This is a genomic window from Rhizobium sp. 01N424, from assembly GCF_056399485.1.
In genome coordinates this window covers 206,925-230,811 of sequence record NZ_JBFTRK010000005.1, presented here as the reverse complement: position 1 = coordinate 230,811, position 23,887 = coordinate 206,925, and the positions used below count along the sequence as shown (strand labels likewise).

The following is a 23,887-nucleotide window of genomic DNA, read 5'->3' as shown; positions in this document are numbered from 1 at the left end:
AATCCGCTAAGCCTCGAAGCCATGATGATAGCACCCTTTCTCTCGATCGATCGCGCCACCCGCCGCGTTTCTCTGGACAGCAGCGATCCGGCTTTCTATGGCAATCCGAACGCCGTCTATTCGGCGCTGCACCAGCATTGTCCGACCTTCTATTGGGAACAGCAGAAGCAGTGGTTCTTCACAGGCTACGACCATGTGAACAGCCTGTTGCGTGACCGCCGCTTCGGCCGCCAGATCCTGCACATCGCCAGCCGCGAAGAACTGGGCCTGCCGGAGCCGGACCAGCATGTCGCCAATTTCGATCTGGCTGAGCGCTATTCGCTGCTCGAACTTGAGCCGCCGGAACACACCCGTCTGCGCACGCTGGTCAACCGCGCCTTCGTTTCCCGCCATGTCGAGCGCATGAAGCCGGAACTGGAGGAGCTTGCCAACAAGCTGATCGACGGCTTCGCGGACAAGGGCGAGGTCGAGCTACTCTCGGCTTTTGCCGATATCATTCCGGTGACGATGATCGCCCGGATGATCGGCATCCCCGAGGAGATGGGACCGCAACTTCTCGACTGGTCGCATGCCTATATCCGCATGTATCTCTTCGGCCGCACCCGCGAAGACGAGGACGGCGCCGAGAAGGCCGCCAAGGAATTCTCCGACTATGTGAAGACGGTCATCGCCGAACGCCGCGCCGAACCGCGCGACGATCTGCTCAGCCACATGATCCATACCGAGCACAAGGGCCAGTATCTGACCGAGGAGGAGCTCGTCTCGACGACGATCGTGCTGCTGAATGCGGGCCATGAGGCGACGGTGCACCAGATCGGCAATTCGGTGCGCGTCATCCTCGACAACGGCTGCGATCCCGCAGAACTCTTCAAGGATGAGCCGACGACGGAGCGGACGGTCGAGGAGACACTGCGCATCTGCGCGCCCGTCCATATCTTCCAGCGCTGGGCGCTCGAGCCGGTCGAGATCGACGGCATTTCGTTCAAGCGCGGCGACAAGGTGAGCCTTATTCTCGCAGCCGCCAATCTCGACCCGGCGAAATTCACCGATCCCCTCGCCTTCAAGCCAGACCGCAACGAAGCCCCGAACCTCTCCTTCGGCGCCGGTATCCACTTCTGCATCGGCGCGCCGCTGGCGCGTCTGGAGCTCAACGTCGTCCTGCCGATCCTCTTCAAGCGCCTGCCGGGTCTGCGGATGGCGAAGGTGCCCGAGGTGAAGGATGTCTATCACTTCCACGGGCTGGAGCGGCTTGATCTGGCGTGGTGATTTCAGCGCTTGAAAAACTAACCTAGTAGGTTATTTTATGAACGAGAAGCGTAAGGCGCATTGTCCGCTCGATGTTGTCAAAAAGCTTGTCGGCCAAGGCAAGGTTCGCATGACTTTCTCGGCGGTGGCGGACGCTTCGCGGCTGGAATTCACCGTCGATGAGGTCCATGAAGCCGTGCTGTCGTTGACGCTTGGCGACTTCTACAAGTCGATGACCACTTATGCCGACCATACAGTCTGGCAGGATGTCTACCGGCCTCGGACGAAAGCGGGCAAGGTTTACCTGAAACTGACGGTTATCGACGACGTGCTGATCGTATCATTCAAGGAACTGGACAGATGAAGTGCCCTTCCTGCGGCAGCGACGACTTGACACAGCGAACCCAAGACCTGCCTTATAGCTATAAGGGCGAGGAAACGACCATTGCCAATGTCACCGGTCAATCCTGCGCGTCATGCGGGGAACTCGTCCTCGACGACACAGAAGCGCGCCGCGTCAACGCGGCGATGCTGGAATTCAGCAAGCAAGTCAACGCGACCAGCGTCGATCCGGCTTTCATCGTTTCCGTCCGCAAGAAGCTCAATCTCGACCAGAAGGAAGCGGGCGATCTGTTCGGCGGCGGCGTCAACGCCTTCTCACGCTACGAGAATGGCAAGACCAAGCCACCCGTCGCGCTCGTCAAACTCTTGAGGCTTTTAGACAAGCATCCCGAACTGCTGCCGGAAATCCGCGCTGCCTGACAAGCGCTAACGGTTTTCTGCAATCTCGCCGAAGCCGCCGATCTCGCGCAGTAGCTTGCGGTAGATGGCGCTTGGGTAGTCGGCGGCGGAGCGGACCGGCATGGCGAATGCGCCCGGGCCACCGATGACCTCTCGGTGAAAATAGGAAAACAGTGCTTCCGGAGAGAGGTTCGGCTCCTCATCGTCTTCTTCGCCCTGGGCGCTGATGACGAGGGCGTTGATCGTCATGCCATCGGCGATCAGTTCCCGGCGCACGGGCGCGACCTCCCGGCCGATGCTGTTGACGCCGTCGCTGGAGATGTTGACGACCAGCCTGTCGGGCGCGTAGCCGCTCTGGCGCAGCAGAGAGGCCGAATAGGAGAGCGCTTCGCTGATCGAGGTGCCGCGGCGCAGTTTGGTCGGGGAATTCTCGGCAAGCCGCAGCGAGAACATCCAGCAATCGGCCTCATCCTTGAGCAATGTCCAGGGAACCACCATCCGCTGGCCGCGGTCGCCGCCCCATTCGACGTAGGTGACGGCGATGCGGCCATATTTGCCGCTGCCGATCGCGTCGATGATCTCGGGCTGGCGGAAGGCGGCGACGAAGCCGTCCTGTTGCATCGCCTTCTCGCGCGGATCCATCGACGTCGAGACGTCGGCGGCGATCACCAGCGCAAGATCGATCCTCTCGCCGGCAAAGGCGCCCGATGACATGCAGATAGCAAACAGAAGCCCCGCGATGGCTCCCTGCGGAAGCCACCGCCCGATCATTCCCGAAGACATGAAGCCCTCCCGCATCGCGCCGCTCGCGACCGGGCTCTCTTACCGGAAAGGACCGGCGCCGGTAAATTAGCGTATTCGGATACACCTAAAGGGATTGGGCAAAAGGGCTACCGGGCGTATCAGCCATAACGTCCGGTAATGTAATCCTCGGTGCGCTTGTTTTTCGGTGCCTGGAAGATCTGCGATGTCGGGCCGTATTCGACGAGTTCGCCGAGATACATGAAGGCGGTGTTGATGGAGATGCGGCTCGCCTGCTGCATGTTGTGCGTGACGATGACGATGGTGAAGTCGGTCTTCAGTTGCGACACGAGCTCTTCGACCTTCGCGGTCGAGATCGGATCGAGCGCCGAAGTCGGCTCATCGAGCAGCAGGACTTCGGGACGCAATGCCACCGCGCGGGCGATGCAGAGACGCTGCTGCTGGCCGCCGGAGAGGCCAAGGCCGCTGCCCTTCAGCTTGTCCTTGACCTCGTCCCAGAGAGCTGCCTGGCGCAGCGCCTGCTCGACGCGGACATCCATGTCGGCCTTGCCGAGACGCTCGTGGTGGCGGATGCCGTAGGCGATATTGTCGTAGATCGACATCGGGAACGGCACCGGCTTCTGGAACACCATGCCGACGCGGGCGCGCAGTTCATTCATCGAATAGCGCGGGTCGAGGATGTTTTCGCCATCGAGCTTCACGGTGCCCGTCGCGCGCATCTTCGGATAGAGCATGTAGATGCGGTTGAGGATGCGCAGCAGCGTGGACTTGCCGCAGCCGGACGGGCCGATCAGCGCCGAGACCTGACGTTCGGGGAAATTCAGGCTGACGCCACGGATCGCATGCGCGTCGCCATAGTAGAAGTTGACATCTTCAAGGGTGAGCTTGTCGTTGGCCATCGGCATCACGGTCCTGCGGGTGTCTAATGTGGAGGAAGATTGCAGCATCATTTGCCACCTTTACGGTTCAGAATGGCGCGGGAGCCCACGCTCAGCAGCAGTACGATTGCGGTCATGACGAAGGCGCCCGCCCAGGCGAGCACGTGCCATTCGTCATAGGGGCTCATCGCGTATTGGAAGATGACAACCGGGATGTTGGCCATCGGCTCGGACATATCCGTGCTCCAATACTGGTTGTTCAACGCAGTGAAGAGCAGCGGCGCGGTTTCGCCGGAGATGCGGGCGACGGCGAGCAGGATGCCCGTGAGGATGCCTGCCGAGGCGGCGCGGTAGAGCACGGCGACCGTCACCTTCCAGCGCGGAATGCCGAGCGAAAGAGCTGCCTCACGCATCACGTCCGGTACGAGGCGCAACATCTCGTCGGTGGTACGCACGACCACCGGCAGGAAGATGAAAGCGAGCGCGATGCCGCCGGCATAGCCGGAGAAATGGCCGGTCTGGCGGACGACGAGCTCATAGACGAACAGGCCGATGATGATCGATGGCGCCGACAGCAGGATGTCGTTCATGAAGCGGATGACCGCGCCGATCTTCTTGCCGCGGCTGAATTCGGCCAGGTAGGTGCCGGCCAGAATGCCGATCGGCGTGCCGATGATGACGGCGAGCACAACCATCATCAGGCTGCCTGCAAAAGCATTGGCGAGGCCGCCGTCTTCACCAGGGGGCGGCGTCATCTCGGTGACGAGCTTCAGGCTGAGCGCCGAGAGACCGTTGACCAGCGTCGTCCAGAGAATCCAGACCAGGAAGATCAGGCCGAGGCCGGTGGCGCCGGTGCAGAGCGTCAGTGCAATGCCGCTCTTGATCTGGCGGCTGCGATAGATGGAATTGGAACCGGCCATCTTATTCGCCTCTCTGCTTTGCCATGCGCAGCAGCATCAGCTTGGCGGCGGCAAGGACGATGAAGGTCACGACGAAGAGGATGAAGCCGAGAGCGATCAGCGACGACAGATAGATGTCGGTATCGGCTTCGGTGAACTCGTTGGCGATCACAGCGGCAATCGAGTTGCCGGGCTCCATCAGCGAAACCGCGATATTGTGGGTGTTGCCTAGCACGAAGGTGACCGCCATCGTCTCGCCGAGTGCGCGGCCAAGGCCGAGAAAGATGCCGCCGACGACGGCGGTGCGGGTGTGCGGAATGACGATGTCGCGCACCACTTCCCAGCGCGTCGAACCCAGCGCATAGGCCGATTCCTTCAGCTGCGCCGGGACGACCAGAAAGACGTCGCGCATGACCGAGGAGATGTAGGGGATGATCATGATCGCCAGCACGATGCCAGAGGTCAGCATGCCGATGCCCATCGGCGCGCCAGAGAACAGCAGGCCGATCCCGGGGATCGGGCCGAGCCAGTCGATCAGCGCCGGCTGAACGTAATCCGACATGAAGGGCGCGAAAGTGAAGAGGCCCCACATGCCGTAGATGATAGAGGGAATGCCGGCGAGCAGTTCAATGGCGCCGCCGATCGGTCCGCGCAGCCAGCGCGGCGCCACCTCGGTGACGAAGACGGCAATGCCGAGACTGATCGGGACGCCGATCAGCATGGCGAGCGCGGAGGTCACCAGCGTGCCGTAGATCGGCACCAGACCTGCGAAATGCTGAGCAACGGGATCCCATTCGGTGCCGGTGATGAAGCCGAAGCCGAAGGTGCGGAAGGCGAGAAGGCCGCCCCATGCCATGGAGATTGCCGCCGCCAGGAGCGCGGCGAGAACGAACAGGCCGCAGCCCATCACGATCCAATGGAAAATGCGGTCGCCGTTGGCGCCGTCGCGGCGCTTCACATCCGGCACGACGGCCGGCAGCGATGCCAGTGCTTCACTCATATCGATACTCGACTTGCTTTTGAGGGGGCGTCAAAGCAAACGGGGCAGAGAGGAAAACTCCCTGCCCCGGCATTCTCAGGACTTAGCCCTTGAAGGAGGCCGTCCAGTAGTCTTCGATCTGCTTCACGAGGGTCTCCGGAAGCGGAACGTAGTCGAGCGCGGAAGCTTCCTTCTGGCCCTTTTCCAGCGCCCACTTGAAGAAGGCGAAAGCAGCCTTGGAGCGCGCGGCGTCCTTCGGCTCCTTGTACATGATCGCCCAGGTGGTAGCGGTGATCGGCCAGGCCTTTTCGCCAGGCGCGTTGGTCATGATCAGGTAGAAGTCCTGAGCCTTGCCCCATTCGGCGCTGGCAGCAGCGGCCGAGAAGCTGTCGGCGTTGGGCTTCGGATACTGGCCCGATGCATTCTGAACGAGGACGAAGGGCAGCTTGTTCTGGAGGGCGTAGGCGTATTCGACGTAACCGATCGAATCCTTGACGCGGGTGACGTAGGCAGCGACGCCTTCGTTGCCCTTGCCGCCGATGCCGACCGGCCAGTTGACGGCAGTGCCTTCACCAACCTTGGACTTCCAGTCCGGATTGACCTTGGAGAAGAAGTTCGTCCAGTTAAACGAGGTGCCCGAACCGTCCGAACGGTGAACGACGGCGATCTGGCTGTCGGGCAGCTTGAGGCCCGGGTTCAGGTCGGCGATCGCCTTGTCGTTCCACTTGGTGACGTTGCCGAGATAGATGTCGGCGAGAACCTTGCCGGAGAGCTTCAGCTCGCCCGACTTGATGCCCTTGACGTTGATAACAGGAACGATGCCGCCGACTACGACCGGGAACTGGCCGAAGCCGCCAGCGCTGAGGTCTTCAGGCTTCATCGGGGCGTCGGAGGCGCCGAAATCGACGGTCGCAGCCTTGATCTGAGCGATACCGCCGCCCGAGCCGATCGACTGGTAGTTCAGCTTGTCACCGGTCTGCTTGTTGTAGTCTGCGGACCACTTGGACAGAACCGGATAGACGAAGGTCGAGCCGGCGCCGGTAATATCGGCGGCGGAAGCGGACACTGCGAGAGCAGCAACCAGGCCGGCGCCGAGGCAGGCCGAAAGAAGTGTCTTGGTGAGCATATGGTCTCTTCCCTGAATGGAACCAACAATCGACGAGACCGGCGCCATGGAGGGGGTATCCACTGGCAAAGGGCGCTGAAATTCCCGTCGCAAAGGCGGGCTAGGCGCTGCGCATTACAGTTTGATGACAGTTCCGCGACAGTTCGAAGTCACCCGCCGATGCCCCACATAGCGTGCAGGACTGTTCGTTCACTAAATCAAGGATTTAACCTGTAAGGCTCTGTAAACATTACAAAATGTTAATGTCGGACTGCGTTGGTTTGACGCAGCCCGGCAAAAACGGGAGCCTTATGCGATGCCGTAGCGGCTGGCCGGCTTGTTGTGTGAGAGGTTGGGTCCGAGCGCATAGCGGGCGGCGTTCAACGCTTCGAAATCAGCCGGATCCGGTAGCGACGGGATGGTCACGAGTTCACCCTGATCGAAACCGGCAAGGGCCGCATCGACTAGATCGGTAACGTCCATCACCATCGACGGCGGCAACTGATCAACCGAGCCGCCAGCGCGTTCGAAGATCTCGGTGCGGGTCAGGCCCGGAAGAACGGCCTGAACCTTGACGCCCTTCGGGCTGGCCTCGGCATGGATCGACTGGGTCAGGTTGAGCACGAAGGCCTTGCTGGCATTGTAAGTGCCGTGGAAGCGTTCGGCGAGGAATGCGACCACCGAGGCAATGTTGATGATGGCGCCCTTGCCGCGCTTCGCAAAGGTCTGCGCAGCCGCAACACCCAGCCGATTGATGGCCACGACGTTGATCTCGATCATCGTTTCGAGATAGTCGATATCATCTTCGAGCAATGCGCCTTTAGGGCCGATACCGGCATTGTTGACGAGCAGCGTAATCGCCTCGTCCTCGCGCAGGCGCTTCTCGACCTTTCGCACGTCTTCCCTGTTCGTCAGATCGGCCTGCAGGACCTCGGCCTTGATGCCGTGAGCGGCGGTGAGCTTTTCAGCCAGGGCATTCAAACGGGCTGCATCACGGGCGACCAGCAGCAGGTCGTATCCGCGCTTTGCGAGACGATCGGCATAGGTGGCGCCGATACCCGAGGAGGCGCCGGTAACGAGAGCTGTACCAAGGGAGGAAGTTGACATCGTGAAATCCTTTTCGATGCGTTGGTAATTAGTGGCATATACCACTATATTGAGATCAACGGCATCTTGCGCAAGGGCGCACCGAAGAAATTATCGAAGACGATTGACGGCCGGCAGCAATCCGGTGACACCGGATCAGGAGAACGACGATGGACGAAAAAATACCGGGCTTCGAAAGCTGGACCGTTTGCAGCAACAGCGCGCTTCGCCGCGCGACCCGCCAGCTCGGGCAGCTCTATGAGGAGGTCTTTGCACCAAGCGGGCTGAGAGGCACGCAGTTCGGGCTACTGACGCAGATCCATATGAACGGCAAACCGTCGCTGAAATTCCTGGCCGACGGGCTGGTGATGGACCTCTCCGCTCTCGGGCATACGCTGAAACCGCTGATCCGGGACGGACTGGTGGAGCTGGTGCCCGACGAAAAAGACAAGCGGGTCAAACGGGTGACGCTGACCGGGGCCGGACGGGCAAAATGGGAAGAAGCCAACCGTCTCTGGGCCGAAGCACGCGACCGCTTCGAAAACGCCTTCGGCGCTGAAGCGTCGGAAGAATTGCGCAAAACCCTGAACCGCATTTCCTCCCCCGCTTTCGCGGAGAGTTTCAGGCGCTGAGGTTCGGCACTCAGACCCTGATCACATAATCCTTGCGAGTCGTTTCAACGACTTCCCAGGTTCCGTTGAAGCCGGGTCTGAGGATCATGCGGTCGCCGGCCTTGAGATGCACCGGTTCACCGCCGTCTTCGGTGACGATCGAATACCCCGACAGCACGTTGAAATATTCCCACTCATCGTAGGAGATCCGCCATTTGCCGGGTGTCGCTTCCCAAATGCCGGCGTAGAGGCCGCCTTCGGCTTCCTCCAGGTTCCAGGTGCGGAATTGCGGATTGCCGGAAACGATGCGGTCGGCGGCGGGCGCGCCCACTTCGGGCTCGACGGACGCCGGGTCGAATACGAGTTGATGCGGCATGCGGTCTCCTATCGGGCAGATGTCAGAAGTTTGACGCCGAAGCCCATGAAAATGAGGCCGGCCATTGCGTCGATGCGCCGGCGTCCCCGCGCATAGGCGCCTGATACGGTGGGGTTTCGCAAGACCGTCAGAACGAAGGTGTACCAAAGCGAGGACACCAGAACCATCGTCACCACGGCCAGAGCGCCATGCACCCAGGAATGGTCGGCAGGCAGGGTGGCGGCAAAGAGACTGGCGACGAAGACGGCCGATTTCGGGTTGGCGAGATTGGTTATCAGGCCGGAATAGAAGGCCTGCCGGCCGCTCATAGCGGGGCGGACCGCAGGTTCGCCCCGCGTTGCGGACTTGCTGTAGGTCTTCCACAAAAGCTTGGCGCCGAGCCAGAGAAGATAGGCGCCACCGGCGATCTTCAGGAACAGGTAGGCAAAGGGTGCGGCTGCGAACAGGGCGCTGATGCCGAGCCAGCCGGCCAGTCCCCAGCAGACCGTGCCCAGGATGACTCCGGCGATGACCGCGACCGCGGCACGCGTCGAGCCCTCCAGCGCCGTGCGCACGACGATGAAGAAATTCGGCCCCGGCGTGATGGCGGCGACCGCCCAGATTGCCGCAACGGAGAGAAGGAACATGGCTTGATGAGACTCGCGGAAATGGTTTCAGACCAGAACCTTAGAGGCTTTGGATGGCTTGGCCAAGTGGGACGGAATCACGTCAGCCCGATGCGCGTCGCGGCTTCCCGGAACAAGGCCTGGTCAACCGGCACGAGATGAAAAGCGGCGAAAAAATCGGCCAGATGATAGCCGGAATACCGCTGTCGGATCGCCGCGACATGCGCCCGCCCCTCGTCGAGCCGCCCGCCAACGGCAAGGCAGAGCGCGGCGATGGCCATGATATGCACATGCGCGTTGGGGCGCATCGCGGCCTTTGCGGCCCAATCGGCAGCCTCCTCGTATCGGCCAAGGCGCACCAGGGCGATCGCCCGGCTTGCCAGCATTCCAAACAGCATCGGATCGTAGGGGCTGAGGGACTGCGACTGGTCTGCAGAAAGGATCGCGGCCTGCGGATCCCCGGACTGGCAGTGCACGAAGGCCAGTGAATAATGCGCGAAGGCAAAGCTGGGGCTGAGATCGACGGACTGGCGCAGCTCCTCGATCGACTGGTCATGCAGCTTGCGCAGCCATAGCGCCCGGCCGATCGACAGGTGGGCGGCCGGATCGCGGTCGTCGGCAAGCAGTGCCTGGCTGGCCGTCCGGTAGGCCAGTTCCGCCTGTTCGTCGCGGTCGGCCCAATGCTGGAAGGCATTCTGGAAATGGGTGAACGAAAGCCCGGCATGGGCGCGCGCGAAGGTGGGATCGAGGCTGATCGCCCGTTCGAAAAACTGTTGCGCCTGATCGTTGTCGGCCTTGGTGAAACGGAACATGTGCCAGAGACCGCGGTGATGCGCCTCCCAGGCATCCAGCGAATTCGGCGGTTTGAGAAAGGCGCGGTTGCGTTCCTGCGTTTCGATCTCCCGCTCGATCGAGGCGACCACGCGGCTACCGATCTCCTCCAGCAGCAGAAGGGTCTCTCCGGCATTCTGGTCGAACGCGTCGGACCATACGATCGTGTTGGACCGCGCCTCGATCAGTTCCAGCCGGATGATGATGCGGGTTCCGGTGCGCTCGAAGATGCCGTTGACCACATAATCGACGTTGAGGGCGGCCGCGATGTCTTCGGGCGAGCGCATCCGCTCCCGCAGCGCGAACATCGTTCCCTGGGCAATGACCTTCAGCGTGCGGAGCTTCGCAAGCCGGGAAATGATATCATAGACAAGCGCATCCGACGTGCCGCCGGGCATGGCAAGCGCCGACATGTCGTTGAAGGGCATGACGGCGATCGAAGCGCGGCGGCGGCTATCGGCAGGCGTTTCCGATGGCGGTGTTTCAGGTGCCGTGGATACCACGGCGGCAGGTTTGGCAGGCTTTCTGCGAAGGTCTTCCCAGCGAGCGCGCAGGGACGCGGTCTCGATGCCCTCGGTGGCAAAAGACCGCAACGTGGCCTCAAAATGTTCGCCTGCATCGCGAAGCCGTCCTTCGGCGGCGAGCGTTGACAACAATAATTCGTGAGGTTGGAGATCGAAGGGTGCCAACTCGATCCAGCGATCGAGATAAGGCAGTCGTTCGGCACCGGCCAAAACCTCGACGATATGGGCGAGGATATCCGCCTGCATGTCGCGGAAGCGGCGGCGCTGGGAAATCAGCCATGTTTCCAAGGCCGGAAGTCTGTCGATCGCGAGGCCATCCAGGAACTCGCCCGAGGCGCGATCGGCAAGTGACGCCAGCATTGCGACCGGCACGCCGTCGAACCCGGCGCGTCCTGCCAGGGCGACCTCGATGGCATCGATGGCGCAGTCCGTGAGATCGAGGTCAACCGTATCGCCCTGCACGATCACGCGCTCGCCAACCAGGGCGCGGATGCGGCTCAGGCACCACCGCAACTCGCCGCGCGGATCGTCAGCCACATCCCAGAAGAGGTCGCAGAGCTGTGCCCTGCCCTGCGCATAGGGCGAGAGGATCAGATATGCGAGCAAGGCGCGGACTTTGCGCGACCCCGGCAGCTTCACCTCGGCACCGTCGCGGCGGACCGTCATCGGCCCGAGAAGGCAGATTTCCAGCGGCGGGCGTTCGTGCCGCCCGGATATTTCCACGGTTGTTCCCACGCCTGATGACACGGCGTCCCCCATGGTCACCGCCTATACCGGAAGCGTCCGGCGGCTCGATGCACGGCGGCGGTATTCACACTTCAACAATCTGATCTAGGGAGAGAAGAATGTCCACTTCCGCGGCTCTTGCCGGCACACCCGCTCAACCGATGGCCGATCTCGCAGCTCTGAAGGCCCGCCAGCACGGCGCCTGGTCTTCGGGCGATTATGCCGTCGTCGGCACCACCCTGCAGATCGTCGGCGAAAGCCTGTGCGAGGCGCTGGATCTGCGCGCCGGGTCCACGGTTCTCGACGTCGCTGCCGGCAACGGCAACGGCTCGCTGGCCGCCGCGCGCCGCTGGTGTGCGGTGACGGCAACCGACTATGTCCCGGCTCTCCTGGAAAAGGCGAAGGAACGGGCAAAGGCCGATCGCCTGATGATGGAGTTTCAGGAGGCGGATGCCGAGAACCTGCCCTTCGCGGACCAGAGCTTCGACTATGCGATGTCGATCTTCGGGGTGATGTTCACCCCCGCTCAGGAGCGCGCGGCCGCCGAACTGCTGCGGGTTTGCAAGAGCGGCGGATCGATCGGCCTTGCGAACTGGACGCCCGACGGCTTCATCGGACAGCTGTTCAAGACCATCGGACGCCACGTGCCGCCACCAACAGGCGCCCGCTCGCCTGCGCTTTGGGGCACGCGTGCCCGGCTTGAGGAGCTGTTTCCATCAAGCAAGGCATCGGTCGTCGCGACGCCGCGCCAGTTCGTATTTCGCTACAAGTCCTCAGCGCATTGGCTGGATGTCTTCCGGACGTTCTACGGGCCGGTTCTCAAGGCCTTCGGCACGCTCGATGCCACCGGGCAAAAGGTGCTGGCGGCCGAGCTCATGGAGCTTGCTGCCCGTTTCAACCGGGCCGAGGACGGTACCATGGTGGTTCCGAGCGAGTATCTGGAAGTGGTGATCATGAGACGCTGAGATGGGCTCCCGCGCCGATAAACGGGCGTCACGCCGGTGTCACGCGACGGCAGAGCTAATTTATGATTAGCTCATTTTGAGGGGCTGGGGGCCGCTCGATGCGAAAAGGGGTCCGCCGTGGTAGGGCGTGGCGGGCCCCTTTCGCGTTCGTGCGCTGGAACAGCAGAAAAATCACGAGGCATGCATGTCCGGGACGAACGAGTTCATCGCGGAGGTGACGAGGGCTGCCAGCGAGGTCCAGACACTTGGGCCGGATGATGCGCGGCGCTTCATCCTTCGATCCGTAAGCACAATACGCGAAATGCGCCAGCTTGTCGGGATTCCGAGCAACGGAAGCTACGACACCGTGTTCGATCTCCTGAAGATCGCTACCTCGGCCGGCCAGCAGCCACCCAGCGACCTGGCGAGAGCACTGCTGATGGCAGCCGACATGATGCGCACGCTGCACATGGTCATCGACAGCCGCGACGCAATCTCGCTCACCGGCATCTGCCAGTCGCGATAGCGCCGCGGCAGCGCGTCGTCAGATCTTGGCGAGCGACTGTTCGAGATCGGCGATGATGTCCTTGACGTCCTCGATACCGACGGAGAGACGCACGACATCAGGACCAGCACCGGCGGCGATCCGCTGTTCGTCGGTAAGCTGGCGGTGCGTCGTCGAGGCCGGGTGGATCACCAGCGAGCGGGTGTCGCCGATATTGGCGAGATGCGAGAACAGCTCCAGCCCTTCGACGAAGGTCTTGCCGGCCTCGTAGCCGCCCTTGATGCCAAAGGTGAAGACCGATCCGGCGCCCTTTGGCGAATAGCGCTGCTGCAATGCGTGGTTCGGATCATCATCGAGACCGGCATAATTGACCCAGGCCACCTTGCTGTGCGCCTTCAGCCATTTGGCGACCGCGATGGCATTGTCGCTGTGGCGCTGCATACGCAGCGGCAGCGTTTCGATGCCGGTCAGGATCAGGAATGCGTTGAAGGGCGCAATTGCCGGGCCAAGGTCGCGCAGGCCGAGTACGCGGCAGGCGATTGCGAAGGCGAAATTGCCGAAGGTCGAGTGCAGCACGACGCCGTTATATTCCGGGCGCGGGCTCGACAGCATCGGATAATTGCCGGATTTCGACCAGTCGAACGTGCCGCCATCGACGATGATGCCGCCCATCGAATTGCCATGGCCGCCGAGGAACTTGGTGAGCGAATGAATGACGATATCGGCGCCGTGTTCGATCGGGCGGATCAGATAAGGTGATGCCATCGTGTTGTCGACGATCAGCGGCAGGCCGTGCTTGTGCGCCACTTCTGCAATCGCTGCGATATCGACGAAGGTACCGCCCGGATTGGCAAGGCTCTCGATGAAGATCGCGCGGGTCTTGCCGTCGATATGCTTCTCGAAGCTCGCCGGATCCTCGACATCGCCCCAGCGGACTTGCCAGCCGAAATTATCGAAGGCATGGCCGAACTGGTTGATCGAGCCGCCATAGAGGCGCTTGGCGGCGACGAAATTGTCCCCCGGGCGCATGATCGTGTGGAAAACGATCATCTGAGCCGCATGACCCGATGCGACAGCGAGCGCGGCGGTGCCGCCCTCAAGTGCTGCGACACGCTCTTCGAGCACCGCCTGAGTCGGGTTCATGATGCGGGTGTAGATGTTGCCGAATGCCTGCAGGCCGAAGAGCGAGGCGGCGTGATCGGCGTCGTTGAAGACGTAAGCCGTGGTCTGGTAGATCGGCGTGGCGCGGGCGCCGGTCGTTGGATCGGGCTGCGCGCCCGCGTGGATTGCCAGTGTGTTGAAGCCTGGATTGTTCGTTGCCATGCCGTCCTCCCATTGCGTTGAATGGCGGCAGCATAGCCAAGGCGGAGCAAATGTTAATCGCCTGACGTTTCAACCGTCGGGAGAAATGTGGAAAATCCGTTCGCTATCCGGCAAGCCGCGGAATTTCGATTGCCGGGCAGCGGTCCATCACCACCTTGATGCCGCCGGCCTCGGCGCGGCGGGCTGCATCGTCGTCGCGCACGCCGAGCTGAGCCCAGATCACCCACGGGCGGACGGCCAGCGCCAGAGTTTCGGTCACCACCTCCTGCAGATATTCGGAGGCGCGGAACACATCGACCATATCGACGGGAACAGGAATATCCTCAAGCCTGCCGTAGACCATCTGCCCATGGATCGTCTTGCCCGCCTGCCCCGGATTGACCGGGATTACCTCGTAGCCGCGAGACAGGAGATAACCCATCACGCCGTTGCTCGGGCGCGCCGGATTCGGCGAAGCGCCGGTCAGCGCAATCGTCTTCACGGAATTCAGAATTTCGGCGATATAGGCATCGCTGTAATGATCATGATCCATCGGCCCATCCCCCGCAGCCATTTTTTCACCCGGTTGAAACCTGCAGTTCTTTCAGGCGTATATATAGCCATACGGGTTCCAAGGAGGAATGGCCCATGAAAAAACTTGTGCTGACAATTGCGATCGTGCTGGCGGCCTCGCCGTCCTTCGCGATCTCGCGGCTCAATCCGCTATCGATGACCTGCCAGAGCGCACGCGCCGCCATCCACAATCAGGGCGCCGTGATCTTCCGCTGGACCTCACCGCGCGGACTGCCGCTCTATGACCGGTTCGTGCGCAACAGCCGCTTCTGCGACGCCAATGAGTATGCCGAATGGAAAAACATCCCGACGCGTGACGACCGGTCCTGCCCGGTCCTCAACTGCCAGAACATCGACAACCTGGACGGGACATTTCTTGTTCCGAACCACTCATTGTAACGTATCGATGCGTGTTGGAAACCGTTCTCACAGTGCTGAAAGGCGCATGCCTACTCGCGCCTTTCAGCATCGATTACGCCGAAATGCACCCTATGGGCGCACAATCTACGGCATACCAAAGTAATAGAATAATCTCTATATTTCAGCAAGATAACTAAATGGTGAAATAGTCCGCAAGGCGATGTTCACTTTTTGTTTTTTCTTTAAGCCAGCTTCGTTCCCGCATATATTAGAGACACCTCACAGTTGAGTGGCGGGAATCAAAATAAACGCATCGGGAGTGCACGCAGGGCGGGTCCATTCAAGACGCAATCTCCTCGTCTGCGGCACCGTTCCCGGCGATAATCATAGCGTCAGGTTGCAAAATAATCCGGGTGCATTGATTTTCGGCGTGGCGAAGCTCATACCGCTGATGTTCTCCCGCCTCCCCGCTCCGGTTTGCGATCTTGCCCCTCGACGTCATTCTTCTGGTTCTCTTCGGCGCCCTTCTCCACGCGACATGGAACGCCATCATCAAGGCTGGCACCGACAAGTCGCTCGACGCTGCATTGATCTCTGCAGGCGGCGCTGTCGCTGCACTTCCCTTCCTGGCATTTCTGCCGCTGCCGAATGCCGCGGCCTGGCCGTTCATCGGCGTCTCCGCCATCCTGCAATTTGCCTATTTCCAGCTGGTTGCCGGTGCCTACCGGGCGGGTGACATCGGGCTCGTCTATCCGCTGATGCGCGGTTGCGCACCTCTGCTGATCGCCGCCACAAGCAGCTTCGTGCTCGGCGAAACGCTGTCAGGCGGTGCACTGATGGGAACGATGACGATCTGCGCCGGCATCCTGACGCTCGCCTTCGAAGCCAGACACGGCAGCCGCCACGCCATCATGCTGGCCCTGATCAATGCCTGCGTGATCGCCACCTACACCTATGTCGATGGCATCGGCGCACGGATATCCGGCAATGCGATCTCCTATACGCTGTGGATGTCGCTGCTGCCGCCGGTGCTCTTGTTTGCCTGGGCGATCTCGCGGCGCGGCGCCCGCGTGGTCGCCATCCACGTGCGCGTTCACTGGTGGCGCGGCCTGATCGGCGGCTCGGGCTCGATCGCGTCCTATGGACTGGCACTCTGGGCTATGACCAAAGCCCCGGTCGCGACCGTCGCCGCGCTGCGCGAAACCTCGATCCTCTTCGCACTGGTGATCTCGGTCGTCGTGCTGAAAGAGCGCGCCAGCCCCTGGCGCTACCTCGCTGGCGTCATCATTGCCATGGGCGGGCTGATCCTGAAGCTCGGGTGATCTCAGGCGGCCGTTTGCGCCGGAATGACCTCGCGCACGATTTTTTCGCCATTCTCCCGTTCGGCGACAGCCAGGTCGAAGGCAGACTGAAGGCTCAGCCAGAACTGCGGATCATTGCCGAAATAGCGCCCCAGCCGAAGGGCCGTATCGGGGCTGATCGCGCGCCGCTCGTTCAAGATCTCGGATATCCGGCCGGAATTTATGCGCAGCGCCAAGGCAAGCGCGTTGCCGCTCATGCTCCGAGCTTCGAGCTCGTCCCTAAGGATGCTTCCGGGGTGAACTTCAAACATGATCGTCCTCAATGATAATCGACAATTTCCACATCCCAGGCGTGGCCATCTTCAAACCGGAAACACAGCCGCCAGGGTCCGTTGATGATCATCGCCCATTGACCTTTCCGGTCGCCAGCCAGCTTGTGCAGTCCGACGGACTTGAGCGGGCTCAGGTCATCGAGCGATTTGGCGTTGTGAAGCATGACCACGCGCTGCTTGGCCTTGCCGACATCGAGTCCTGAGAACTTCGATTTCCCGGTCCTCAGGAACTGCTCTGTCGCGCGTGTCGCAGTGCTCCGGATCATCCGCGCAGCGTACTACGCGGCGCGTCGTATGTCGAGCGCTACTCCTGCGTCCACACAGGCATGCGCTTGCCAAGAAAGGCGTCGATTCCTTCTTCCGCGTCGGCCGTCAGCATGCTGTCGACCATGACTTCGGCGGCGAAAGTGTAGGCTTCCTCGACCGGCATTTCGAGCTGGCGATAGAAGGCTTCCTTGCCGATGCGGATCGCTTCCGGTGACTTCGAAGCGATGACGGAGGCGTATTTCGTCACCACCTGCGTCAGGTACTGTTTCGGCACGATGCGGTTGACGAGGCCGAAGTCCTTGGCGGTCGAGGCGTCGATGGTCTCGCCGGTCAGCAGCATTTCCATCGCCTGCTTGCGATGCGCGGCCCGGGATATCGCAACCATCGGCGTCGAGCAGAACAGGCCGATATTGACGCCCGGCGTGCAGAAGGTCGCGGTGTCGGTGCAGATCGCCAGATCGCAGGACGCGACCAGCTGGCAGCCGGCGGCGGTCGCCAGACCGTCGATCTCGGCGATCACCGGTTTCGGCAGGCGGGTGATTTCGAGCATCAGATCGGCGGCCAGCGCAAAGCTCTCCTCGAAGAAGGCAACGCCATCATCGGCATCGGCGCGATGCGCCGTCAGCTCCTTCAGGTCGTGCCCGGCAGAGAAGACGTTGCCGGTCGAGGCGATAATGACGACACGCACCGACGAATCTTCGCCGGCGGCCTGCAACTCGCCCATCAGCGTTTCCAGGACGGCGATCGACAGCGCATTGGCCGGCGGATTGTTCAGGGTGAGCCTGAGAACCCCGTCATTCAGCTGGCGCAGCACCAGTGCACCCCCGCCCGCCTTGTCTGGATCTTTCCGGAAGGAAACGACTTCGGCCATTGGTCTAACTCCCTGCAATCATCTTTCGTGCTAGATGTTCTGCCACAGCGTGCCGGCAATTTCGAGGTGAACAGATGCAACCGATCATGACGATCGACGAGGTCCACCGTTTTCTGGAGACGGACTTTCCGCAGATCCATACGGACGGGCGAGTGCTCAAGGTGATCGACATCGCGCCCGGCAAGGCTTCGATGCGGCTCGACCCGGCAGAACGGCATCTGCGGCCCGGCGGGACGATTTCAGGACCGGCGCTCTTCACCCTGGCGGATGTCACCGCCTATGTCGCAGTGCTCTCGCATATCGGCCCTGTGGCGCTTGCCGTCACCACGAATCTCAACATCAATTTTCTCAGATTGCCGAAGCCGGAACCGACCTTCTGCACCTGCCGGATTCTCAAGCTCGGCAGGCGTCTGGCAGTGATCGAGGCATCGATATTTCAGCGCGATGAGAGCGAATTGATCGCTCACGCCACCGCCACTTACTCGATTCCACCCCGGGAAATATGAGGTATCATAATACCATATACCTATCGTATTGATATTGCTTGTCTATTTTTTCAGATAGCCGATTGCGCGATGTTGACCCGGGAAAGGGTTGCCTTTATACACACCGCCAGAACGCAGCCTTTCCGGGCTGCTTTCTTTTTGGCCGTCTCCGGACACCAAACCAAGCAACAAGAAACGCCCTTCGCCTTCGGGCATAAGGGATCCAAAAGAGAGTAACTACTATGGCAACTTTCTCCCAGAAGCCTGCAGAGGTGGAGAAGAAGTGGGTCATCATCGACGCCGAAGGGCTTGTCGTTGGCCGTCTCGCTTCCGTAATCGCTATGCGTCTGCGCGGCAAGCACAAGGCAACCTTCACGCCTCACGTTGACGACGGCGACAACGTCATCGTCATCAATGCAGACAAGGTCGTCTTCACCGGCAAGAAGTATTCCGACAAGGTTTACTACTGGCACACCGGCTATGCCGGCGGCATCAAGGAACGTACTGCTCGCCAGATCATCGAAGGCCGCTTCCCGGAGCGCGTTCTCGAAAAGGCTGTTGAGCGCATGGTTCCGCGCGGCCCGCTCGGTCGCCGCCAGATGAAGAACCTGCGCGTTTACGCTGGTTCCAATCATCCTCACGAAGCACAGCAGCCCGTCGTTCTCGACGTCGCCAAGCTGAACAAAAAGAATGTAAGGAGCGCCTAAGAATGGCTGACCTCTCCTCCCTGAAGGATCTCGGCACGTCTTCCGAAGCAGCTGCTCCGGTTCACGTCCGTAAGGTCGACTCGCTTGGCCGTTCCTACGCGACCGGCAAGCGCAAGAACGCTGTCGCCCGCGTATGGCTCAAGGCCGGCTCCGGCAAGATCATCGTCAACGGCAAGGAATTCACTGAATACTTTGCACGTCCGGTCCTGCAGATGATCCTGCGTCAGCCGATCTTCGCTGCTGCCCGCGACGGCCAGTTCGACATCATCGCGACGGTTGCAGGCGGCGGTCTTTCCGGCCAGGCCGGTGCCGTTCGTCACGGTCTCTCCAAGGCCCTCACCTACTTCGAGCCGGGCCTGCGTCCGGTCCTGAAGAAGGGTGGCTTCCTGACCCGCGACAGCCGCGTCGTCGAGCGTAAGAAGTACGGTAAGGCCAAGGCTCGCCGTTCCTTCCAGTTCTCGAAGCGTTAATCGCTTTCTGGACATTGCTTTGCGGAAAGGCCGGGCTTTTGCCCGGCCTTTTTGTTTTCTGCGAACCTTTTGACTTATCGGTATCGTGAATTATAATTCACAGATGATCGAGGTTCGCCAGAGTGCCATATTCGCCAAATGGCTTGTCGAACTGCGGGATGCGAATGCCCGCCTTCGCGTCGTCACGCGCATCCGCCGCATGGAGCTTGGTAACCCCGGCGACGTGAAACCTGTCGGAGACGGCGTGAGCGAAATGCACATAGCCTGTGGTCCCGGCTATCGCGTCTACTTCACCAGAACGGGTGACACGATCGTCATCCTTTTATGCGGCGGGGACAAATCCTCGCAAAGCCGCGACATCGCTCTGGCGAAACAGCTGGCAAAGGAGATTTGAGATGCCCCTCGAAACCACCCGCTTCGATATCCAGGACCACCTGAAGACACCGGAAGAGCAGATCGTCTACCTCGAAGCAGCCTTTGAGGATGGTGATCCCGCGCTTATCGCCCACGCGCTCGGTGACGTCGCGCGCGCCGTCGGCATGACCTCGGTCGCGAAGGAGGCCGGTGTCACCCGCGAGGCGCTGTACAAATCCCTCAGCGAAACAGGCGACCCGCGCCTTTCGACATTCTTCGGCGTCATCAAAGCCCTTGGCCTGAAAATCTCGATCTCACCTGGCAAGGATGCCGCGTGAAATCGCGGTTCACTCCGGTTTGAAGAAGAACGCCTCGAGCCGGTAGCCATCCGGATCGATGATGAAGGCCGCGTAGTAGAACTGGCCGTAGTCCGGGCGAATCCCCGGTGTGCCGTTATCTTCGCCGCCGTTCGCCATGCCAGCGGCATAAAACGCATTCACGGCTTCCTCATTGGGCGCGGTGAAGCAGAAATGCAGGCCCGAGCCGCGATCGGCGGGGACCGGGCGGCCTACCTGACTGACCCAGAAAGCAGGCTTGTCGGCACCGTAGCCCACCGTGCCATCGAAATTCGACAGCCGCTCATAGCCGAGCGGCGCCAGCAACGCATCGTAGAACTGGCGCGATCTCTCGAGATCCTTCACTCCGATCGATACGTGATCGAACATGCCCATCGGTCTCTCCTCTTCGGTTGAACCAAGCTTCTTTGAAGCGATGGATGAAGTCAACGCAGACCGAGCGTCGCAACCATGGAGGCGGCGGCAGGGCCGCCGCCTCTCACTTGCAATCGGCTGAATCCTCGCCTAGGCCTTTTCCCGAAGAGGAATTGCCATGCCGACCCCGCCCTCACCCTTTGCCGAGACACCGCAACCGCCCTATTACGTCGTCACGTTTTCCTCGATCCGCACTGCGGGCGATCACGGATATGGGGCGATGGCCGACCGCATGGCCGAGCTCGCGCTGCAGCAGCCGGGCTGTCTGGGCGCCGAGAGCGCTCGCGACGCCGACGGTTTCGGGATCACCAACTCCTATTGGGCCGACGAGGAAAGCCTGAAGGCTTGGAAGCAGGTCGCGAGCCACCTCGCCGCCCAGCGTATCGGCCGTGATCGCTGGTACAGGCAATACAAGGTTCGCATCGCGCGCGTCGAACGCGCCTATGAATTCACCGCCCCGGAGGAAGGGAGCCCCAATGGCCAATAAGACCATCGACCACGCCTTTACCGCGACCAGCCTGACATCGGCAGCGAGCGATCCGACCTTTGCGGGCGCCCTCTCCTTCATGCGCCGCCGCTTCACCAAGGATCTGAAGGGCGTCGATGTCGCCGTCTGGGGTGTTCCCTTCGATGCCGCCGTCTCCAACCGCCCGGGCACACGCTTCGGGCCGCAGGCGATCCGCCGGGCGTCGGCCATCTTCGACAACGATCCGCAATATCCGTTCAACCGCGACCTCTTCGCCGATATGGCGGTCATCGATTACGGCGACTGCCTGCTCGACTACGGCAATCACCAAGAGACGCCGGCGGCGATCGAGCGGCAGGCGACCGCGATCCTCGACAGCGGCGCCTTCATGCTGACGCTCGGCGGCGATCATTACGTGACCTGGCCGATCCTCAAGGCGCATGCGGCCAAGCACGGCCCGCTGGCGCTGGTCCAGTTCGACGCGCATCAGGACACCTGGCTCGACGATGCCGGGCGCATCGACCACGGCTCCTTCGTCGCCCGCGCGGTGCGCGACGGCATCATCGATCCCGACCGTTCGATCCAGATCGGCATCCGCACCCATGCGCCCGATGACTGCGGCATCGCCATCCTCTACGGCCATCAGGTCGAGGACATGAGCGCCTCGGAGATCGCCTCGACGATCATTTCGCACACCAAGGGCGCTCCCGCCTATCTGACCTTCGATATCGATTGCCTCGATCCGGCTTTCGCACCCGGCACCGGCACGCCGGTTGCGGGCGGCCCGTCGAGCGCCAAGATCCTCTCGGTCCTGCAGCGGCTGCATCAGCTCGATATTCGCGGCGCCGATGTCGTCGAGGTCTCTCCACCCTACGATCATGCCGATGTCACCGCCATTGCGGGGGCGACGGTCGCGATGTATATGCTGGGCCTTCACGCCGAGAGGCGCGCAGCCGCCAAATGACGGCTGTTATCAAACTGATTCAACTTCATGGCAAACTGATTCCGGAACAGTCCGGAACTTATTGAAAGCGCAGGATTATCATGGCAGCGAAGATATTCATCGATGGCGAAGCTGGTACGACGGGTCTGCAGATCCGCGAGCGCCTGGCTGGCCGCCGCGATATCGAGCTGCTGTCGATCCCGACCGAAAGCCGCAAGGACAAGGCGGTTCGCGCCGCGCTTCTGAACAAGGCTGATGTCGCTATCCTTTGCCTGCCTGACGATGCCGCGAAGGAAAGCGTCAGCCTGATCGAGAATGACACGACCAAGGTGATCGACGCCTCGACGGCGCATCGCGTTGCCGAAGGCTGGGCCTATGGCTTTGCGGAACTCAGCAAGGATCAGGCCGGTGTCATCGCCTCGGCCAAGCGCGTCGCCAATCCCGGCTGCTGGCCGCAGGGCCCGATCGCCATGCTGCGCCCGCTCGTCGAAGGCGGTCTCGTGCCCGCCGATTACCCCGTCACCGTCAACGGCATCTCGGGTTACAGCGGCGGCGGCCGGACGATGATCGAGGATTATGTCGCCAAGGGTGAAGACGCGCCTGAATACATGCCCTACGGCCTGAGCTTCAAGCACAAGCACCTGCCGGAGCTGCAGCGCTATGCCAAGCTCGGCCGCGTGCCGTTCTTCCAGCCGGTCGTCGGCAATTTCGCGCAGGGCATGGTCGTCACCGTGCCGCTGCAGCTGTCGCACCTGCCGAAGGTGCCGACGGGCGCGGAAATCCATGCGGCGATCGCCGACTATTTTGCCGGTATCGAGGGCGTCGTCGAAGTCGCGCCGTTCGAAACGACCGAGCGCACGCCTGATCTCAACCCCGAGATCTACAACGACACCAACCGTATGCGCCTTCATGTGTTCGCCAATGATGCGAATGCACAGGCGCTGCTGGTCGCCGTCTATGACAATCTCGGCAAGGGTGCCTCGGGTGCTGCCGTGCAGAACATGGACCTGATGATCGGCGCGTGATTTGGCGGGTGGCCGCGCCTGGCGCGGCCGCCTCCCTCCGCATATGTCCAGGCCACCATGCCCCTCTCCTTCGACGCTCTCTCCTCCTGGCTTTCATCCGCGCTGCCGGACCATGGCGTTCACGCGCTGATAGCGTTCGCCTTCATTGCGGGACTGGCGCGCGGCTTTTCCGGTTTCGGGGCGGCGCTGATCTTCATTCCGCTTGGCGGCGCGATCGTCGGGCCGAAGCTGATCTCGCCGGTGCTTCTCGTGATCGACGGTCTGGCGACCCTCGGCATGATCCCGGATGCCTGGCGCAATTCGAACCGGCGCGAGGTCTTCGTCATGGCGGCGGGTGCGGTACTTGGCGTTCCGGCGGGAACGGTCGTGCTGACGCTGATGGATCCGCTGGTGCTGCGCTGGATCATCTGCGGCACGGCAATCTGCCTGCTCGCACTTCTGATCTCCGGCTGGCGCTATCACGGCGAGCCGTCGGCACCGCTGAGTTCCGGCGTCGGCCTGCTTGCCGGGCTCTTCAGCGGTGCGGCCCAGCTCGGCGGGCCGCCCGTCGTCGCCTATTGGCTCGGAGGCAAGAGCAACTTTCAGCGCGTCCGCGCCAACGTCATCTTCTACTTCTCGATCTCAAGCATCTTCACGACGATCAGTTACTACGTAGGTGGCCTGTTCGTGCAGGCGGTATTTGCGCTGACGATCGTCATTCTTCCTGCCTATGCGGCTGGCCTCTACGGCGGCTCGAAGCTGTTCGGCCTGGCGAAAGAAAGCACCTTCCGCCTGACCTGCTATCTGCTGATCGCCGCGTCGGCGATCTTCGGCATGCCTGCTCTCGACGGCATCCTGCGCTAAC

33 protein-coding genes are annotated in these 23,887 nt (G+C 61.6%); 17 read left to right on the top strand and 16 right to left on the bottom strand.

Annotated elements, in window-relative coordinates:
- Positions 1–21: 21 nt before the first annotated feature.
- Genes AC1DNK_RS15905 through AC1DNK_RS15895 form a run of 3 tightly spaced genes read left to right on the top strand, consistent with a single transcriptional unit; the run spans position 22 to position 2,007 of the window.
- Positions 22–1,266: a cytochrome P450 gene (locus AC1DNK_RS15905; protein WP_477942077.1), complete on the top strand. Its 1,245-nt coding sequence runs from the start codon at positions 22–24 to the stop codon at positions 1,264–1,266.
- Positions 1,267–1,303: 37 nt separating this feature from the next.
- Positions 1,304–1,609, top strand: a complete 306-nt coding sequence (locus AC1DNK_RS15900) for a type II toxin-antitoxin system MqsR family toxin (protein ID WP_477942076.1) — start codon at positions 1,304–1,306, stop codon at positions 1,607–1,609.
- Positions 1,606–2,007: a type II toxin-antitoxin system MqsA family antitoxin gene (locus tag AC1DNK_RS15895; protein WP_477942074.1), complete on the top strand. Its 402-nt coding sequence runs from the start codon at positions 1,606–1,608 to the stop codon at positions 2,005–2,007. Before AC1DNK_RS15900 ends, AC1DNK_RS15895 begins: the two co-directional genes overlap by 4 nt.
- A 6-nt stretch (positions 2,008–2,013) precedes the next feature.
- Here the strand turns inward: AC1DNK_RS15895 and AC1DNK_RS15890 are convergent, their stop codons facing one another.
- The 6 genes from AC1DNK_RS15890 to AC1DNK_RS15865 all read right to left on the bottom strand — a co-directional run bounded on the left by AC1DNK_RS15890 (position 2,014) and on the right by AC1DNK_RS15865 (position 7,716).
- Complete coding sequence (locus tag AC1DNK_RS15890; RefSeq protein WP_477942073.1) at positions 2,014–2,769, bottom strand: DUF1194 domain-containing protein; 756 nt, start codon at positions 2,767–2,769, stop codon at positions 2,014–2,016.
- A 119-nt stretch (positions 2,770–2,888) separates the two neighbouring features.
- Positions 2,889–3,695: a phosphate ABC transporter ATP-binding protein PstB gene (gene pstB / locus AC1DNK_RS15885; RefSeq protein ID WP_477942198.1), complete on the bottom strand. Its 807-nt coding sequence runs from the start codon at positions 3,693–3,695 to the stop codon at positions 2,889–2,891.
- Complete coding sequence (gene pstA, locus AC1DNK_RS15880; RefSeq protein ID WP_112537432.1) at positions 3,695–4,546, bottom strand: phosphate ABC transporter permease PstA; 852 nt, start codon at positions 4,544–4,546, stop codon at positions 3,695–3,697. Before pstA ends, pstB begins: the two co-directional genes overlap by 1 nt.
- Position 4,547: 1 nt before the next feature.
- A complete protein-coding gene (gene pstC, locus AC1DNK_RS15875) occupies positions 4,548–5,525 on the bottom strand; it encodes a phosphate ABC transporter permease subunit PstC (RefSeq protein ID WP_477942071.1) in 978 nt (325 codons plus the stop codon).
- 82 nt (positions 5,526–5,607) lie between these two features.
- On the bottom strand, positions 5,608–6,630 hold the full coding sequence (gene pstS, locus AC1DNK_RS15870) for a phosphate ABC transporter substrate-binding protein PstS (protein ID WP_477942070.1): 1,023 nt from the start codon (positions 6,628–6,630) through the stop codon (positions 5,608–5,610).
- Positions 6,631–6,918: 288 nt separating this feature from the next.
- Positions 6,919–7,716, bottom strand: a complete 798-nt coding sequence (locus tag AC1DNK_RS15865) for an SDR family NAD(P)-dependent oxidoreductase (RefSeq protein WP_477942069.1) — start codon at positions 7,714–7,716, stop codon at positions 6,919–6,921.
- A 149-nt stretch (positions 7,717–7,865) separates the two neighbouring features.
- On the opposite strand from AC1DNK_RS15865, the gene AC1DNK_RS15860 reads away from it, so the two are divergent.
- A complete protein-coding gene (locus AC1DNK_RS15860) occupies positions 7,866–8,327 on the top strand; it encodes a MarR family winged helix-turn-helix transcriptional regulator (protein WP_477942067.1) in 462 nt (153 codons plus the stop codon).
- Between the two features lie 10 nt (positions 8,328–8,337).
- Here AC1DNK_RS15860 and AC1DNK_RS15855 read toward each other — a convergent pair whose 3' ends face one another.
- From AC1DNK_RS15855 to AC1DNK_RS15845, 3 genes are all read right to left on the bottom strand, one after another.
- On the bottom strand, positions 8,338–8,682 hold the full coding sequence (locus AC1DNK_RS15855) for a cupin domain-containing protein (protein WP_310298397.1): 345 nt from the start codon (positions 8,680–8,682) through the stop codon (positions 8,338–8,340).
- Positions 8,683–8,690: 8 nt separating this feature from the next.
- The gene (locus tag AC1DNK_RS15850) at positions 8,691–9,308 is read right to left on the bottom strand and encodes a LysE family transporter (protein WP_477942065.1); all 618 of its coding nucleotides are present in this window, start codon (positions 9,306–9,308) and stop codon (positions 8,691–8,693) included.
- Positions 9,309–9,385: 77 nt separating this feature from the next.
- Positions 9,386–11,401: a transcriptional regulator gene (locus AC1DNK_RS15845; protein WP_477942063.1), complete on the bottom strand. Its 2,016-nt coding sequence runs from the start codon at positions 11,399–11,401 to the stop codon at positions 9,386–9,388.
- A gap of 86 nt (positions 11,402–11,487) precedes the next feature.
- On the opposite strand from AC1DNK_RS15845, the gene AC1DNK_RS15840 reads away from it, so the two are divergent.
- Positions 11,488–12,333 carry a class I SAM-dependent methyltransferase gene (locus AC1DNK_RS15840; protein ID WP_477942061.1) on the top strand — a complete coding sequence of 282 codons (846 nt, stop codon included), beginning with the start codon at positions 11,488–11,490 and terminating at the stop codon, positions 12,331–12,333.
- Between the two features lie 184 nt (positions 12,334–12,517).
- Positions 12,518–12,838 (top strand): hypothetical protein, encoded by a 321-nt coding sequence (locus AC1DNK_RS15835; protein ID WP_112389648.1) that lies wholly within the window; start codon positions 12,518–12,520, stop codon positions 12,836–12,838.
- 18 nt (positions 12,839–12,856) lie between these two features.
- Here AC1DNK_RS15835 and AC1DNK_RS15830 read toward each other — a convergent pair whose 3' ends face one another.
- Both AC1DNK_RS15830 and AC1DNK_RS15825 read right to left on the bottom strand, forming a co-directional pair.
- Positions 12,857–14,140, bottom strand: coding sequence for an O-acetylhomoserine aminocarboxypropyltransferase (locus tag AC1DNK_RS15830; RefSeq protein WP_477942060.1), 1,284 nt, complete (start codon positions 14,138–14,140; stop codon positions 12,857–12,859).
- A 103-nt stretch (positions 14,141–14,243) separates the two neighbouring features.
- Entirely contained in the window at positions 14,244–14,672 is a 429-nt protein-coding gene (locus tag AC1DNK_RS15825; protein WP_477942059.1) for a CoA-binding protein, read from the bottom strand.
- Positions 14,673–14,767: 95 nt separating this feature from the next.
- On the opposite strand from AC1DNK_RS15825, the gene AC1DNK_RS15820 reads away from it, so the two are divergent.
- Positions 14,768–15,091: a hypothetical protein gene (locus tag AC1DNK_RS15820; RefSeq protein ID WP_112389645.1), complete on the top strand. Its 324-nt coding sequence runs from the start codon at positions 14,768–14,770 to the stop codon at positions 15,089–15,091.
- Positions 15,092–15,537: 446 nt separating this feature from the next.
- Positions 15,538–16,374 carry an EamA family transporter gene (locus tag AC1DNK_RS15815; RefSeq protein ID WP_477942057.1) on the top strand — a complete coding sequence of 279 codons (837 nt, stop codon included), beginning with the start codon at positions 15,538–15,540 and terminating at the stop codon, positions 16,372–16,374.
- A 2-nt stretch (positions 16,375–16,376) separates the two neighbouring features.
- Here AC1DNK_RS15815 and AC1DNK_RS15810 read toward each other — a convergent pair whose 3' ends face one another.
- The 3 genes from AC1DNK_RS15810 to AC1DNK_RS15800 are packed head-to-tail and all read right to left on the bottom strand — an operon-like array spanning position 16,377 to position 17,823.
- On the bottom strand, positions 16,377–16,664 hold the full coding sequence (locus tag AC1DNK_RS15810; RefSeq protein ID WP_477942056.1) for a HigA family addiction module antitoxin: 288 nt from the start codon (positions 16,662–16,664) through the stop codon (positions 16,377–16,379).
- A gap of 8 nt (positions 16,665–16,672) precedes the next feature.
- Entirely contained in the window at positions 16,673–16,951 is a 279-nt protein-coding gene (locus tag AC1DNK_RS15805; protein ID WP_477942054.1) for a type II toxin-antitoxin system RelE/ParE family toxin, read from the bottom strand.
- A 38-nt stretch (positions 16,952–16,989) separates the two neighbouring features.
- Positions 16,990–17,823: an enoyl-CoA hydratase gene (locus tag AC1DNK_RS15800; protein WP_477942053.1), complete on the bottom strand. Its 834-nt coding sequence runs from the start codon at positions 17,821–17,823 to the stop codon at positions 16,990–16,992.
- Between the two features lie 74 nt (positions 17,824–17,897).
- Here AC1DNK_RS15800 and AC1DNK_RS15795 point away from each other — a divergent pair, with 74 nt between their 5' ends.
- Positions 17,898–18,329: a PaaI family thioesterase gene (locus AC1DNK_RS15795; RefSeq protein ID WP_112516985.1), complete on the top strand. Its 432-nt coding sequence runs from the start codon at positions 17,898–17,900 to the stop codon at positions 18,327–18,329.
- 42 nt (positions 18,330–18,371) lie between these two features.
- Here AC1DNK_RS15795 and AC1DNK_RS15790 read toward each other — a convergent pair whose 3' ends face one another.
- A complete protein-coding gene (locus tag AC1DNK_RS15790) occupies positions 18,372–18,524 on the bottom strand; it encodes a hypothetical protein (RefSeq protein ID WP_162702697.1) in 153 nt (50 codons plus the stop codon).
- Positions 18,525–18,550: 26 nt separating this feature from the next.
- Between AC1DNK_RS15790 and rplM the strand changes: the two genes are divergently transcribed.
- The 4 genes from rplM (at position 18,551) to AC1DNK_RS15770 (ending at position 20,177) form a co-directional block, all read left to right on the top strand.
- Positions 18,551–19,015 carry a 50S ribosomal protein L13 gene (rplM, locus tag AC1DNK_RS15785; protein WP_112389641.1) on the top strand — a complete coding sequence of 155 codons (465 nt, stop codon included), beginning with the start codon at positions 18,551–18,553 and terminating at the stop codon, positions 19,013–19,015.
- A gap of 2 nt (positions 19,016–19,017) precedes the next feature.
- Positions 19,018–19,485 carry a 30S ribosomal protein S9 gene (gene rpsI / locus AC1DNK_RS15780; RefSeq protein WP_112389640.1) on the top strand — a complete coding sequence of 156 codons (468 nt, stop codon included), beginning with the start codon at positions 19,018–19,020 and terminating at the stop codon, positions 19,483–19,485.
- A gap of 103 nt (positions 19,486–19,588) precedes the next feature.
- Positions 19,589–19,879: a type II toxin-antitoxin system RelE/ParE family toxin gene (locus AC1DNK_RS15775; RefSeq protein ID WP_477942196.1), complete on the top strand. Its 291-nt coding sequence runs from the start codon at positions 19,589–19,591 to the stop codon at positions 19,877–19,879.
- A gap of 1 nt (position 19,880) precedes the next feature.
- Positions 19,881–20,177 carry an addiction module antidote protein gene (locus AC1DNK_RS15770; protein WP_112516987.1) on the top strand — a complete coding sequence of 99 codons (297 nt, stop codon included), beginning with the start codon at positions 19,881–19,883 and terminating at the stop codon, positions 20,175–20,177.
- Between the two features lie 9 nt (positions 20,178–20,186).
- On the opposite strand, the gene AC1DNK_RS15765 is transcribed toward AC1DNK_RS15770, so the two are convergent.
- Entirely contained in the window at positions 20,187–20,564 is a 378-nt protein-coding gene (locus AC1DNK_RS15765) for a VOC family protein (RefSeq protein WP_477942195.1), read from the bottom strand.
- 163 nt (positions 20,565–20,727) lie between these two features.
- On the opposite strand from AC1DNK_RS15765, the gene AC1DNK_RS15760 reads away from it, so the two are divergent.
- From AC1DNK_RS15760 to AC1DNK_RS15745, 4 genes are all read left to right on the top strand, one after another.
- Entirely contained in the window at positions 20,728–21,096 is a 369-nt protein-coding gene (locus AC1DNK_RS15760; protein ID WP_112516988.1) for an antibiotic biosynthesis monooxygenase family protein, read from the top strand.
- Positions 21,086–22,039, top strand: a complete 954-nt coding sequence (gene speB / locus AC1DNK_RS15755; RefSeq protein ID WP_477942050.1) for an agmatinase — start codon at positions 21,086–21,088, stop codon at positions 22,037–22,039. Before AC1DNK_RS15760 ends, speB begins: the two co-directional genes overlap by 11 nt.
- 80 nt (positions 22,040–22,119) lie before the next feature.
- Positions 22,120–23,043: an N-acetyl-gamma-glutamyl-phosphate reductase gene (gene argC / locus AC1DNK_RS15750; RefSeq protein ID WP_477942049.1), complete on the top strand. Its 924-nt coding sequence runs from the start codon at positions 22,120–22,122 to the stop codon at positions 23,041–23,043.
- A gap of 57 nt (positions 23,044–23,100) precedes the next feature.
- Entirely contained in the window at positions 23,101–23,886 is a 786-nt protein-coding gene (locus AC1DNK_RS15745; protein WP_477942047.1) for a sulfite exporter TauE/SafE family protein, read from the top strand.
- Position 23,887 lies beyond the last annotated feature (1 nt).